Origin of the sequence: Exiguobacterium sp. s40 (assembly GCF_018617905.1) — a bacterium.
Taxonomy (GTDB): Bacteria; Bacillota; Bacilli; order Exiguobacteriales; family Exiguobacteriaceae; genus Exiguobacterium; species Exiguobacterium mexicanum_A.
In genome coordinates, this window is record NZ_JACSLC010000017.1 from 21686 (window position 1) to 36135 (window position 14450).

A 14450-nucleotide genomic window follows, 5' to 3' on the forward strand; every position below is an offset into this window, starting at 1 on the left:
TTTTGTTGAACCATTTGTTACAAGAACCGCCATGCCAACTCTACCTAGCGTTTCATACGTGCTCCGAAGCGTTCCGTGACGGATTCGATGACCGAGGCGGAGGCTCGTTTCAAACACGTTTGGACGATTGTCTCATCAAGCGCGTTTGTCTCGAAGTGATGCGTCAGTCGATCAAGTTTATCCTTTCGGTTCATCACCGTGTATAATACGATCCATTCCTCGAGATGCATCCAACTGCCGGTCGGTTCAATATATGGATGCGTATAAATCCCGTCGGTGCACTTCATCCGGAAACTGGCCATCACGTCAATGTCTCCGCCTTCGAATTCATATTCCCCAAAGTAGGTCGTTACGTAATCTGGATGAGGCGTCGACTCGACTTTTTTTCCAGCACGGCTCAGTACTTGATCGACTCGCTCGAATTGATCCGGTTCGACAAACACATCCAAGTCGTTCGCCGTTTCAATTATCCCATGATGCTTCAGTAACGTCGACCCACCGAACCGACACGCGATCCCGTTCAAGTGACATAACGTTTCGATTTGCTTCTCCATCTTCGTCTCCCCTTTCGTTCGACATATGTCCCATCTTACCACGTCTTGCCACAAAACAAAAAAGCAGCCCGCAAAATGCGGACTGCTTGAAAGGTCAGTGAATCAATCGATTACTCGATGATTTCAGTTACTGAACCAGCGCCTACTGTACGGCCACCCTCACGGATTGAGAAACGTGTTCCGTCTTCGATCGCGATTGTAGAAATCAATTCGATCGTCAACTCGATGTTGTCTCCTGGCATTACCATTTCAGTACCTTCTGGAAGGTGAACGATACCTGTTACGTCAGTTGTACGGAAGTAGAACTGCGGACGGTAGTTCGCGAAGAATGGCGTGTGACGGCCACCCTCTTCTTTAGAAAGAACGTAGATTGAAGCTTTGAATTTTGAGTGTGGCGTGATTGAACCTGGCTTAGCAAGTACTTGTCCACGCTCGATGTCTTCACGTGATACACCACGGAGAAGAGCACCGATGTTGTCGCCAGCTTCAGCGTAGTCGAGAAGCTTACGGAACATCTCTACACCAGTACATACAGTTTTCTTAGTTTCTTCTGTAAGACCAACGATTTCAACTTCGTCGTTGACGCGGAGAACACCACGCTCAACACGACCAGTCGCTACAGTACCGCGACCAGTGATTGAGAATACGTCCTCAACTGGCATCATGAATTCTTTGTCCGTGTCACGAACTGGCTCAGGGATGTACTCATCAACTGCGTTCATGAGTTCCATGATTTTTTCTTCCCACTGAGCTTCGCCGTTAAGCGCGCCAAGTGCAGAACCTTTGATTACAGGAAGGTCGTCGCCTGGGAAGTCGTACTCAGAAAGAAGTTCACGGATTTCCATTTCAACGAGCTCGAGGAGTTCTTCGTCGTCAACCATGTCAACTTTGTTCATGAATACGACGATGAAAGGAACACCTACTTGACGTGAAAGAAGGATGTGCTCACGTGTTTGTGGCATTGGGCCGTCAGTTGCCGAAACAACGAGGATCGCGCCGTCCATTTGTGCAGCACCAGTGATCATGTTTTTAACATAGTCAGCGTGACCTGGGCAGTCAACGTGTGCATAGTGGCGTTTGTCTGTTTCGTACTCGATGTGAGCTGTTGCGATTGTGATACCGCGCTCACGTTCTTCAGGAGCACCATCGATTGCGTCAAACTTTGTAGCTGTTTTCCCTTGTGCTTTTGAAAGTACAGCTGAGATCGCTGCAGTCAAAGTTGTTTTACCGTGGTCGACGTGGCCGATTGTACCAACGTTAACGTGCGGTTTAGAACGGTCGAATTTTTCTTTACCCATTCTAGATTCCTCCTCTATTAGACAATTAGTTTTTATTTAACTAGGAAGACGTAGGCTACTTTTAACATACGTCCTCCTTAGCTTACAACAATCAATTAAGCGTTACAACCGTTATTAGCCGTTCGCTTTTTTGATGATTTCTTCTGCGATTGACTTCGGTACTTCTTCGTAGTGATCGAAGTGCATCGAGTACGTTCCGCGTCCTTGCGTACGTGAACGAAGCGATGTCGCATATCCAAACATTTCTGAAAGTGGAACCATTGCTTTAACGACTTGAGCGTTACCGCGTGCTTCCATACCTTCTACGCGTCCACGGCGTGACGTGACGTCACCCATGATGTCTCCCAAGTATTCTTCTGGGATGACAACTTCAACACGCATCATTGGCTCAAGGATGACAGCTTTCGCTTGATCCTTAAGTTGTTTTACCGCCATCGAAGCAGCAACTTTAAACGCCATCTCGTTCGAGTCGACATCGTGGTACGATCCGAAGACGAGAGCAGCTTTAACGTCAACTACTGGGTAACCCGCGAGGATACCGTTTTCGAGAGCTTCTTCAATCCCGCTTTGAACAGCTGGGACGTATTCACGTGGTACAACACCACCGACGATTTTGTTCTCGAATGCGAATCCAGCGCCTTCTTCGTTCGGCTCGAATTCTACGACAACGTGACCGTACTGACCGCGACCACCTGATTGACGTACGAATTTCGAATCGATCTTCGCAGCGCCACGGATTGTCTCACGGTAAGCAACTTGTGGTGCACCTACGTTAGCTTCTACTTTGAATTCGCGACGCATACGGTCAACGAGGATATCAAGGTGAAGCTCACCCATACCAGAGATGATTGTTTGACCAGTCTCTTGGTTTGTTTCAGTGCGGAAAGTTGGATCCTCTTCTGCGAGTTTCGCGAGGGCTTGACCCATCTTGTCTTGGTCAGCTTTCGATTTAGGCTCGATTGCGACCGAGATAACTGGTTCTGGGAATGTCATTGACTCAAGAACGACGTTGTCTTTCTCTGAGCAAAGCGTATCACCAGTCGTAGTATCTTTAAGACCAACAGCTGCGGCGATGTCACCAGCATATACCATTGGAATTTCTTCACGGCTGTTCGCGTGCATCTGAAGGATACGACCGAGGCGCTCGCGCTTACCTTTAGTCGAGTTCTTCACATACGAACCAGCTTGTGCTGTACCAGAGTACACACGGAAGAATGTCAATTTACCGACGTAAGGGTCAGTCATGACTTTGAACGCAAGTGCCGAGAATGGCGCTTCGTCCGAAGGTTCACGCGTGATTTCTTCTTCTGTATCGAGGTTAACCCCTTTGATTGACTCAACGTCAACTGGTGACGGGAGGTAATCAACAACAGCGTCCAACATCAATTGAACACCTTTGTTTTTGAAGGCCGAACCAACGAGTACAGGGTAGAATTCTACGCTAAGCGTTGCTTTACGAATACCAGCTTTGAGTTCTTCAATTGAGATCTCTTCGCCTTCGAGGTATTTCATCATCAACTCTTCGTTGTAGTCCGCAACCGCTTCGATCAATTGACCACGAAGTTCTTCAGCTTGGTCAGCCATGTCAGCTGGGAAGCCATCGATTACTTCGATGTCAGTACCGAGGTCGTTTGAGTACATGTACGTCTTCATCTCAACGAGGTCAACGATTCCTTTGAATTCGTCTTCCGCGCCAATTGGAAGTTGGATTGGGTGTGCATTTGCTTGGAGACGCTCGTGAAGTGTTTTCACCGAGTACAAGAAGTCCGCACCGATCTTATCCATCTTGTTGACGAATACGACACGTGGAACACCATAAGTCGTCGCTTGACGCCATACAGTTTCTGTTTGTGGTTCAACACCTGACTGTGCGTCAAGTACTGCAACTGCGCCATCAAGTACACGGAGTGAACGTTCAACTTCAACCGTGAAGTCTACGTGTCCAGGTGTATCGATGATGTTTACACGGTGGCCATTCCACTGTGCAGTTGTCGCAGCAGAAGTGATCGTGATTCCACGCTCTTGCTCCTGCTCCATCCAGTCCATTTGTGAAGCTCCTTCATGAGTTTCACCAATTTTGTGGATACGACCTGTGTAATAAAGAATACGTTCAGTTGTTGTCGTTTTACCGGCATCGATGTGAGCCATGATCCCGATGTTACGAGTATTCTTTAGGGAGAATTCTCTTGCCATACTGGGTATTCTCCTTCCGCATGTGTTTTTCGTGTGCTGGCACACGATATGATTATACCCGAAAGCCACTCCATTAAGCCACCGCTTGGTGACGTGGAGTGGACTTTACGTTTAAATTACCAACGATAGTGAGCAAACGCTTTGTTTGCTTCTGCCATCTTATGCATGTCTTCGCGTTTCTTAACTGAAGCACCAGTGTTATTGGCTGCATCCATGATTTCGTTCGCGATACGTTGCTCCATCGTTTTCTCGTTGCGGAGACGAGCGTAGTTCACGAGGTAACGAAGACCAAGTGTCGTACGGCGCTCTGGACGAACTTCAACAGGAACTTGGTAGTTTGCTCCACCGACACGGCGAGCTTTAACTTCAAGTACAGGCATGATGTTGTTCATTGCTTCTTCGAACACTTCCATAGGCTCTTTGCCTGAGCGTTCAGCGATGAGGCCAAATGCGTTGTAAATGATAGTTTGAGCTGTACCTTTTTTACCGTCTAACATGACACGGTTAATGAGGCGAGTTACCAATTTCGAGTTGTAGATCGGATCTGCGATAACGTCACGACGTTCTGCACGGTTTTTACGCATCCGAGTACCCTCCTTTCAAAATTTCAGTAGTTTTTAGTTAGCGAGAATTACTTCTTCGCAGCTTTCGGACGTTTCGTACCGTATTTAGAACGGCCTTGCATACGTCCGTCAACACCTGCAGTGTCAAGCGCACCACGAACGATGTGGTAACGTACCCCTGCTAAGTCTTTTACACGTCCTCCACGGATAAGAACAACGCTGTGCTCTTGAAGGTTGTGGCCAATACCTGGAATGTACGCAGTCACTTCGATTTGGTTAGTCAAACGAACACGAGCATACTTACGTAATGCCGAGTTCGGTTTCCTCGGAGTCATTGTACCAACACGTGTACAAACACCACGTTTCTGTGGCGAGCTCACGTTTGTTTGTGACTTGATGAAACTGTTGTAACCTTTGTTAAGTGCTGGAGAGTCAGATTTAACGACTTTCGATTTACGTCCTTTACGGACTAACTGGTTGATAGTAGGCATCTTTGAAGATCCTCCCTTCCTGAATTATGCTATTTTCTAGACCCACCGACCCGGGTGGTTCATTTAAGGTCATAACGAAACGCTTTTACGAGGCGTAGGCATTCCATGACCTCGCAAAAACGTGAGTTATACCTTGAAAGTGGCAATAATAGCAGCCAAACCTTTCCGGAGAAAGATTGGGTGACGTCCAAGTAGCTTGCCGACTGCTGGACATCGTTGTCATCGACAACAACCGATTGGCGGCACTAAATCATAGTAGCACCGCCAACCCATGCTGTCAAGACGTTTTTATTCTACCGTCGTGTCTTCGAGAACGGCTTTCGTCTCTTCTTCTTTGAGTTCGACATCGCGGTAAACCGGCATCCCAGTACCAGCTGGAACGAGTTTCCCGATGATGACGTTCTCTTTGAGTCCGAGGAGATAGTCGCGCTTACCTTTAATGGCAGCATCCGTCAATACACGAGTCGTTTCTTGGAACGAAGCGGCTGAGAGGAACGAATCTGTCTCAAGCGATGCTTTCGTGATTCCGAGAAGGACCGGTTTCGCTGTTGCCGGGCTCTTGCCATCGCGGAGAGCATCTTTACATGCTTCTTTGAAGACGCTGATGTCGACGAGCGAACCAGGGAGAAGCGGTGTGTCACCAGATTCGATGACTTTAACGCGGCGAAGCATTTGGCGAACCATAACTTCGACGTGCTTATCTCCGATTTCTACCCCTTGCATGCGGTAAACTTTTTGTACTTCTTGGAGAAGATAGTTTTGAACACCAGAGACCCCACGGACGGCGAGCAATTCTTTCGGATCGATCGACCCTTCTGTGAAGACTTCTCCGGCCTCTACCGTATCTCCGATTTGGACACGGAGACGTGCTCCGAACGGAATCGTGTACGTGCGTGTTTCACTGAGTCCTTCGACCGTAAGTTCACGCTTGTCACGCGATTCTGTAAAGTCGATAACCGTACCAGGGATTTCCGAGATGACTGCTTGCCCTTTCGGGTTACGAGCCTCGAATACCTCTTGGATACGCGGAAGACCTTGTGTGATATCATCCCCGGCTACCCCACCTGTGTGGAAGGTACGCATTGTAAGCTGCGTTCCTGGCTCACCGATTGATTGCGCGGCGATGATTCCGACAGCTTCGCCGACTTCAACGTTTGAGCCAGTCGCCAAGTTGCGGCCGTAACATTTCTTACATACGCCATGTGACGTGTTACATGTAAAGGCTGTACGGATTTCAACTCGTTCGATTCCAGCGTCGACGATGTCGCGAGCGAGATCTTCGGTAATCAATTGGTTCTTCTCGACCATGACTTCACCCGTTTCCGGATGTGCCACTGTCTCGAACGCTGTACGGCCGACGAGGCGGTCATACAAGTTTTCGATTTCTTCCGTGCCTTCGCGGAGAGCGGCGACGCGGATTCCGCGGTCCGTTCCACAATCTTCTTCACGGATGATGACATCTTGAGCTACGTCTACAAGACGACGCGTCAAGTAACCTGAGTCAGCCGTCTTAAGGGCTGTATCGGCAAGACCTTTACGCGCACCGTGCGTCGAGATGAAGTACTCTTGTACCGTCAGACCTTCACGGAATGAAGATTTGATCGGAAGTTCGATGATGCGGCCAGATGGAGCGGCCATCAAACCACGCATCCCTGCGAGCTGCGTGAAGTTGGACGCGTTACCACGGGCACCTGAGTCAGACATCATGAAAATTGGGTTCAAGCGATTGAGGGATTTCATCAATCGTGATTGAATCTCATCCTTCGCTTCGTTCCAAGAGCGTACAACGCGCTCGTAACGCTCATCTTCAGTGATGAGACCGCGACGGAATGACTTCATGATTTGATCGACTTGAGTTTGCGCTTCATCAAGGATCTCTTGTTTGTCCGGAAGAACGATGATATCAGCGATTCCGACCGTCACACCGGCTTTCGTCGAGTGTTTAAAGCCGAGATCTTTCATCCGGTCAAGCATGCGGCTTGTTTCAGTCGTTTCGAACTTCTGGAACACTTCCGCGATGACTTTTCCAAGGAATCCTTTTTTGAATGGCTCAACCAAAGGACGTGAGGCGATTTCTTCCGCCACGTTGGCACCTTTGTCGATGAAGTACTTGTCAGGCGTTGCTTCCTGCAAGTTTTCCATCGTCGGCTCGTTCAAGTATGGGAACGTGTTCGGCAAGATCTCGTTAAAGATCATCTTACCGACCGTTGTGATCAACAATTTCTCGTTTTGCTCATCTGTGAACGTCGGGTTGTTGAGCGTGCGTGCTGGAAGAGCGACACGTGTATGCAAGTGGACATAGCCATTTTGATACGCGATGAGCGCTTCGTTCACGTTCGACAAAATTTTCCCTTGTCCGACGGCATCGTCGCGTTCAAGCGAGATGTAGTAGTTACCGAGGACCATATCCTGCGATGGTGTAACAACTGGTTTTCCGTCTTTCGGGTTCAAGATGTTTTGCGCTGCGAGCATGAGAAGACGAGCTTCCGCTTGTGCTTCAGCAGAAAGTGGGACGTGAACCGCCATTTGGTCACCATCGAAGTCGGCGTTATAAGCCGTACATACGAGCGGGTGAAGGCGAATCGCGCGACCTTCGACGAGAATCGGTTCGAAAGCTTGAATCCCTAGGCGGTGAAGCGTTGGGGCACGGTTCAAGAGAACCGGATGCTCACGAATGACTTCTTCGAGGACGCCCCAGATTTCTGGTTGCATCTTCTCAATCTTACGTTTGGCGTTCTTGATGTTCGACGCGATGCCGCGACCGACAAGTTCTTTCATCACGAACGGTTTGAAGAGTTCAAGGGCCATCTCTTTCGGGAGACCACATTGGTACATCTTCAAGTTTGGACCAACGACGATAACCGAACGTCCTGAATAGTCGACCCGTTTACCAAGAAGGTTTTGACGGAAACGACCTTGTTTCCCTTTCAACATGTGTGAAAGTGATTTCAATGGACGGTTACCTGGACCTGTTACCGGACGACCACGACGACCGTTGTCGATGAGGGCGTCAACCGCTTCTTGAAGCATACGCTTCTCGTTTTGCACGATGATGTTCGGCGCGCCGAGATCGAGCAAACGTTTAAGACGGTTGTTCCGGTTGATGACTCGACGATACAAATCGTTCAAGTCAGATGTCGCAAAGCGTCCACCGTCGAGCTGCACCATCGGGCGAAGCTCAGGCGGAATGACAGGAAGTACTTCGAGGATCATCCAATCTGGATCATTGCCTGATGTGAAGAATGCATCGAGCACTTCAAGGCGTTTAATCGCACGTGTACGACGCTGACCTTGAACTGTCTTCAATTCTTCGCGGAGTTCTCCGACTTCCTTCTCGAGTTGTACGTCTTGAAGGAGTGTCCGGATCGCTTCCGCACCCATGTCTGCTTTGAAGTCACTACCGTATTTTTCACGGTAGAGACGATATTCTTTTTCCGAGAGAAGTTGTTTCTTCTCGAGCGGAGTGTCACCTGGCTCCGTCACGACGTACGACGCGAAGTAGATCACTTCTTCGAGTGCACGTGGTGACATGTCGAGAACAAGCCCCATTCGGCTTGGAATCCCTTTGAAGTACCAGATGTGCGAAACTGGTGCCGCGAGCTCGATATGGCCCATACGCTCGCGACGCACTTTCGCTTTCGTCACTTCAACGCCACAGCGGTCACAAATGACTCCTTTATAACGGATCCTTTTGTACTTTCCGCAGTAACATTCCCAGTCTTTCGTAGGACCGAAGATTCGTTCACAGAACAATCCGTCCTTCTCTGGTTTGAGTGTACGATAGTTGATCGTTTCCGGCTTTTTGACTTCCCCGTAAGACCACGAACGGATCTTCTCAGGTGAAGCCAAGCCGATTTTCATATATTCAAATCGATTAACATCTACCAAGGGGCCGACCTCCCTTTTCGCCTTATTCCTCTTCCGTAACAGTCGGTTGAACGACTTGTTCTAACGCCGATGTTGCGTTCGGGATGTTGTCGTCATCTTCATCTTTCATTTCAACTTCTTCATCGTCCGCAGACATCATCTTGACTTCCATACCGAGCGCTTGGAGCTCTTTGATCAAGACGCGGAACGACTCAGGAACGCCCGCTTTCGGAACGCTCTCACCTTTCACGATGGCCTCGTATGCTTTCACACGGCCAACCGTGTCATCCGACTTGATTGTAAGGATCTCTTGGAGCGTGTAGGCTGCGCCGTACGCTTCAAGTGCCCATACTTCCATCTCACCAAAACGCTGTCCACCGAACTGTGCTTTACCACCGAGCGGTTGTTGTGTGACGAGCGAGTATGGTCCTGTCGAACGAGCGTGAAGTTTATCATCAACCATGTGCGCGAGTTTGATCATATACATGACACCGACCGAGACGCGGTTATCGAACGCTTCACCAGTACGACCGTCATAGAGACGAGTCTTGGCATCTTTGTCCATTCCAGCTTCTTCAATCGTTGCCCATACGTCTTCCTCACGCGCACCATCGAATACAGGTGTCGCCACTTTGATGCCGAGCTTTTTAGCCGCCATTCCAAGGTGGAGTTCGAGTACCTGACCGATGTTCATCCGTGATGGTACACCTAGTGGGTTAAGCATGATGTCAATCGGTGTGCCGTCCGGCATGTATGGCATGTCTTCTTCAGGGAGGATCCGCGAGATAACACCTTTGTTACCGTGACGTCCCGCCATCTTATCCCCTTCGTGAATCTTACGTTTTTGAACGATGTAGACACGAACCATTTGGTTCACGCCTGGTGAGAGTTCGTCACCGTTTTCACGATCGAACACTTTGACGTCCAAGATGATGCCGTCGCCGCCGTTTGGTACACGGAGTGACGTATCACGGACTTCACGTGCTTTCTCACCGAAGATCGCGTGCAAGAGACGCTCTTCCGCCGTCAATTCAGTCACGCCTTTAGGCGTTACTTTACCGACGAGGATATCGCCATCCTTGACTTCCGCACCGATGCGGATGATTCCACGATCGTCCAAGTTGCGAAGCGCGTCATCGCCGACGTTTGGAATATCACGTGTGATTTCTTCAGGTCCGAGTTTCGTGTCGCGTGATTCTGACTCGTACTCTTCGATATGAATCGATGTGTACACGTCATCTTTCACGAGACGCTCACTCATGATGATCGCATCCTCATAGTTGTAACCGTCCCATGTCATGAAGGCGACAACGACGTTACGGCCGAGCGCGAGCTCACCCATATCCATCGATGGACCGTCAGCAAGGATTTCTCCTTTTTCGACACGGTCGCCAGCAGCGATGATCGGCTTCTGGTTGTAGCATGTCCCTTGGTTCGAACGGACATACTTTTGAAGTTTGTAGCGGTCAAGATCACCCGACACCTCAGAACCATTCACGTCAGACGTGCGGCGGACCAAGATTTCGCGCGCTGTGACACGCTCGACGACACCTGGGAATTTCGCGATAATCGCGGCTCCAGAGTCTTTCGCTGACACGTACTCCATCCCAGTACCGATAATCGGTGAATCAGGTTGGAGAAGCGGTACAGCTTGACGTTGCATGTTCGCTCCCATGAGGGCACGGTTCGAGTCATCGTTCTCGAGGAACGGGATACATGCCGTCGCGGCAGAAACAACCTGTTTCGGCGAAACGTCCATGTAATCGACTCGGTTTGGCTCAACTGACAAGTTTTGTCCGCGGAAACGGCAAAGGACTTGTTCGTTGGCGAAACCACCTTCTTCTGTGAGCGGCATGTTCGCCTGGGCGACGACGTAGAGATCTTCTTCATCCGCCGTCATATATTGAATCTCGCTCGTGACGAGACCTGTTTCTGGGTCGACTCGACGGTACGGTGCTTCGATGAAGCCGTACTCGTTTACTTTCGCATAAGACGAAAGCGAGTTGATGAGACCGATGTTCGGTCCTTCTGGCGTTTCGATTGGACACATCCGACCGTAGTGCGAATAGTGAACATCTCGAACTTCGAAACCGGCACGCTCACGTGTCAAACCACCCGGTCCAAGTGCAGAAAGACGACGCTTGTGCGTGAGCTCTGCGAGCGGGTTTGTTTGGTCCATGAACTGTGACAACTGCGAGCTACCAAAGAACTCTTTTAGCGACGCGATTACCGGGCGAATGTTGATGAGTGCCTGTGGTGTGATCGCATTTTGATCTTGAATCGACATCCGCTCTTTAACAACACGTTCCATACGAGAAAGCCCGATCCGGAATTGGTTTTGGAGAAGTTCTCCGACTGAACGAAGACGACGGTTTCCTAGGTGGTCGATGTCATCTGTTGTTCCGACTTCGTGTAGCAAGTTAAAGAAGTAGTTGATCGATGCGATGATATCAGCCGGCGTGATGTGTTTCACGCTGCGGTCGATATTGCCGTTACCGATAATGTTCAAGATACGCTCTCCATCTGGGTCATCTGGTGAGATAACTTTAATCGATTGAAGACCGAACGGTTCACCTTCAGCGACGCCGCCTGTCGGCTCAGCATCCATATAACCGAGGCCGTTTTCCAAATGTGGAAGAACGCGGTCAAGGTTGCGACGATCGAGGATTGTTCCAGCTTCAGCGATGACTTCGCCTGTTTCTGGGTCAACGAGCGTCTCGGCCAATTTTTGACCGAAGAGACGGTTTTTAAGATGAAGTTTTTTGTTCATCTTGTAGCGACCGACGTTTGCAAGGTCGTAACGTTTTGGGTCGAAGAAACGAGATACGAGAAGTGACTTCGCGTTCTCAACCGTTGGTGGTTCACCAGGGCGGAGACGTTCGTAAATTTCGATCAACGCTTTTTCTGTTGATTCTGTATTATCTTTTTCAAGGGTATTGCGAAGATATTCATCATCCCCGAGAAGGTCGATAATCTCTTGGTCCGTACCGAATCCGAGGGCACGCAACAACACTGTTACCGGGATCTTACGGGTACGGTCGATACGAACGTAAACGATATCTTTGGCATCTGTCTCAAGTTCGAGCCATGCACCGCGGTTCGGAATGACTGTCGCACCGAAACCACGCTTACCGTTTTTATCGAGTTTGGCGTTGTAATAAACGCTCGGCGAACGAACAAGCTGGGAAACGATAACGCGTTCTGCACCGTTAATGATAAATGTTCCCGATTCTGTCATGAGTGGGAAATCTCCCATGAACACTTCTTGTTCTTTGAGCTCACCTGTTTCTTTGTTTTGTAGACGTACTTTTACGCGCAATGGCGCAGAGTAAGTAACGTCTCGCTCCTTCGATTCATCAATCGAATACTTCGGCTCACTGAGCGAATAATCGATGAACTCGAGCACAAGGTTTCCAGTGAAGTCGGAGATTGGCGAAATGTCCGTAAACATCTCTTTCAATCCTTCACGTAAGAACCACTCGTAAGAAGCAGTTTGAATTTCAATCAAATTCGGAAGCTCTAATACCTCACTGATACGGGCAAAGCTTCTTCTCTGACGGTGACGACCGTACTGAACAAGTTGACCAGTCAACTGATTCACCTCTCAGACCCCCAATTCTCTATCGAATTTTTCGGGCGTAATAATCGAACATTGTCATTGAATGTCGTCTCTTTTCCGCGTCTAAAAAGCGGCAAACGCGGCAGTTCAAGGCGAATTCCATTCCAATGGCATTTTATAATGTTAGCATATACGTTATAGCGAGTCAACAAGACTTCACCGTTTGTCAAGAGCGAATTGCTCGGAAAATGAAATAGCCTTTTTCTTTCACAACCGTCTCGACTTGACCAAACACATCTTCAAGCAACTTCTTGGCAGAAGGCGCTCCTTGTTTCTTTTGGATGACGACATAGAGCGCTCCACCTACGACGAGATGCGCATGCGCGCCTCGCAAAATCGTGTGGACCACTTGCTTTCCGGCCCGAATTGGCGGATTGGTCACGATTGCGGCGAACTGTTCGTCACCGACCGCGTCGTAAGCGTGGCTGAGCCGCGTCTCGATCGTCACTCCGTTCTGGGCGGCGTTTTGCTCTGACAAGGCAAGCGCTCGCTCGTTCACGTCGACGAGGAGTGCTTCACGCCCAGAGGCGTCGGCAAGCGAGATCCCCATCGGACCGTAGCCACAGCCCACATCTAAAATGCGCCCTTCGAGGTCAGGCACTTCAAATGATTCGATTAAGAGACGTGACCCAAAATCGACCGATCCTTTCGAGAACACGCCGCGGTCCGAGGTGAAGCGATATGTCTTCCCTCGCAACTCGTACGTCCATGTCTCAGGGGCACTTTTCGAACTAGGGTCGTTCGTATAGTAATGATCTCCCATGCATTGAACCTCCTAACCCACTCTTCAAGGAAATAAAAGAAGCTCGCCATAGCGAGCTTCTATAGATTGTGAAGTAAAAGTTGGATTACTTAACTTCGACAGTTGCGCCAGCTTCTTCAAGCTTAGCTTTGACTGCGTCTGCGTCTTCTTTAGAAACGCCTTCTTTGACTGGAGCCGGAGTTCCGTCAACGAGTGCTTTCGCTTCTTTAAGACCGAGGCCTGTAAGTTCACGAACTGCTTTGATGACGTTGATTTTACCAGCGCCAGCGTTTGTGAGGATTACGTCGAATTCAGTTTGCTCTTCAGCTGCTGCTGCGCCTGCACCTGCAACTGCTACTGGAGCTGCTGCTGATACGCCGAATTCTTCTTCGATTGTTTTTACGAGTTCGTTAAGTTCGAGAACCGTCATTGATTTGAGGTCTTCGATGAATTGCTCTTTGTTGAAAGCCATTATGGTTTTCCTCCTTTGATGTTGTAAAGATTGGTTTTGGTTACGCTACGAGACAAAAATTAAGCAGTTTGCTCTTCTTTTTGTTCTGCGATTGCGTTTGTTGCGACTGCGAGCCCACGGATTGGAGCTTGAAGGACGCTGAGAAGCATCGAGAGAAGACCATCGCGTGATGGAAGTTCTGCAAGGGCTTTAACTTCTTCGAGTGAACTTACTTTGCCTTCGATGATTCCGCCTTTCAATTCGAGCGCTTTGTGCTCTTTCGAGAAGTCGTTCAAGATCTTCGCAGGGGCAACAACGTCTTCGTTAGAGAAGGCGATTGCTGTAGGACCTGTGAAGACTTCGTCAAGACCTTCGAAGTTCGACTGAACTGCCGCGCGGCGAAGAAGACCGTTTTTGTATACTTTGAACTCGATTCCAGCGTCACGGAGTGATTTACGGAGTGTAGTCACTTCTTCAACTGTAAGTCCACGGTAGTCAACAACGATTGTTCCGACGCTCGCTTGCATTTTTTCAGCGATCTCATCGACGAGTGCCGATTTTTGAGATACGATTTTTTCGCTTGCCATGTATTTGCACCTCCTAGTCAATTCTTATACCGGACGAGAGGCTGCTCTCCAAAAAGAAATCCCTCGTATGAAGACATACGAGGGC

10 protein-coding genes and 1 other annotated feature (1 of these 11 cut by a window edge) are annotated in these 14450 nt (G+C 49.2%); all 10 genes read right to left on the bottom strand.

The features are described from left to right. Window positions 1–44: 44 nt before the first annotated feature. The 10 genes from KNP02_RS13125 to rplJ all read right to left on the bottom strand — a co-directional run bounded on the left by KNP02_RS13125 (window position 45) and on the right by rplJ (window position 14365). Window positions 45–554 carry a nucleotidyltransferase family protein gene (locus KNP02_RS13125; protein ID WP_214709843.1) on the bottom strand — a complete coding sequence of 170 codons (510 nt, stop codon included), beginning with the start codon at window positions 552–554 and terminating at the stop codon, window positions 45–47. Between the two features lie 110 nt (window positions 555–664). Then, on the bottom strand, window positions 665–1852 hold the full coding sequence (tuf, locus tag KNP02_RS13130) for an elongation factor Tu (protein WP_034781710.1): 1188 nt from the start codon (window positions 1850–1852) through the stop codon (window positions 665–667). A 114-nt stretch (window positions 1853–1966) separates the two neighbouring features. Next, on the bottom strand, window positions 1967–4045 hold the full coding sequence (gene fusA / locus KNP02_RS13135; RefSeq protein ID WP_214709845.1) for an elongation factor G: 2079 nt from the start codon (window positions 4043–4045) through the stop codon (window positions 1967–1969). A gap of 116 nt (window positions 4046–4161) precedes the next feature. Continuing rightward, window positions 4162–4629: a 30S ribosomal protein S7 gene (gene rpsG / locus KNP02_RS13140; protein ID WP_021066600.1), complete on the bottom strand. Its 468-nt coding sequence runs from the start codon at window positions 4627–4629 to the stop codon at window positions 4162–4164. A gap of 47 nt (window positions 4630–4676) precedes the next feature. Next, window positions 4677–5099, bottom strand: coding sequence for a 30S ribosomal protein S12 (rpsL, locus tag KNP02_RS13145; protein WP_214709847.1), 423 nt, complete (start codon window positions 5097–5099; stop codon window positions 4677–4679). Between the two features lie 288 nt (window positions 5100–5387). After that, window positions 5388–8987, bottom strand: a complete 3600-nt coding sequence (gene rpoC / locus KNP02_RS13150) for a DNA-directed RNA polymerase subunit beta' (protein ID WP_138858562.1) — start codon at window positions 8985–8987, stop codon at window positions 5388–5390. Between the two features lie 22 nt (window positions 8988–9009). After that, window positions 9010–12558, bottom strand: a complete 3549-nt coding sequence (gene rpoB, locus KNP02_RS13155; protein ID WP_034781750.1) for a DNA-directed RNA polymerase subunit beta — start codon at window positions 12556–12558, stop codon at window positions 9010–9012. A 193-nt stretch (window positions 12559–12751) separates the two neighbouring features. Then, window positions 12752–13348, bottom strand: coding sequence for a class I SAM-dependent methyltransferase (locus tag KNP02_RS13160; RefSeq protein WP_214709849.1), 597 nt, complete (start codon window positions 13346–13348; stop codon window positions 12752–12754). Window positions 13349–13433: 85 nt separating this feature from the next. After that, window positions 13434–13799, bottom strand: a complete 366-nt coding sequence (gene rplL / locus KNP02_RS13165) for a 50S ribosomal protein L7/L12 (protein WP_024372175.1) — start codon at window positions 13797–13799, stop codon at window positions 13434–13436. Between the two features lie 59 nt (window positions 13800–13858). Then, window positions 13859–14365 carry a 50S ribosomal protein L10 gene (rplJ, locus tag KNP02_RS13170; RefSeq protein WP_138858561.1) on the bottom strand — a complete coding sequence of 169 codons (507 nt, stop codon included), beginning with the start codon at window positions 14363–14365 and terminating at the stop codon, window positions 13859–13861. Window positions 14366–14410: 45 nt separating this feature from the next. Continuing rightward, window positions 14411–14450 (bottom strand) — a sequence feature (ribosomal protein L10 leader region); it runs 114 nt beyond the window's last position.

Coding starts and splice junctions, on each gene's coding strand:
- rpsL (WP_214709847.1), bottom strand. CDS start 5,099: ATGCCTACTATCAACCAGTTAGTCCGTAAAGGACGTAAATCGAAAGTC.
- KNP02_RS13160 (WP_214709849.1), bottom strand. CDS start 13,348: ATGGGAGATCATTACTATACGAACGACCCTAGTTCGAAAAGTGCCCCT.
- fusA (WP_214709845.1), bottom strand. CDS start 4,045: ATGGCAAGAGAATTCTCCCTAAAGAATACTCGTAACATCGGGATCATG.
- rplJ (WP_138858561.1), bottom strand. CDS start 14,365: ATGGCAAGCGAAAAAATCGTATCTCAAAAATCGGCACTCGTCGATGAG.
- tuf (WP_034781710.1), bottom strand. CDS start 1,852: ATGGGTAAAGAAAAATTCGACCGTTCTAAACCGCACGTTAACGTTGGT.
- rpsG (WP_021066600.1), bottom strand. CDS start 4,629: ATGCGTAAAAACCGTGCAGAACGTCGTGACGTTATCGCAGATCCGATC.
- rplL (WP_024372175.1), bottom strand. CDS start 13,799: ATGGCTTTCAACAAAGAGCAATTCATCGAAGACCTCAAATCAATGACG.
- KNP02_RS13125 (WP_214709843.1), bottom strand. CDS start 554: ATGGAGAAGCAAATCGAAACGTTATGTCACTTGAACGGGATCGCGTGT.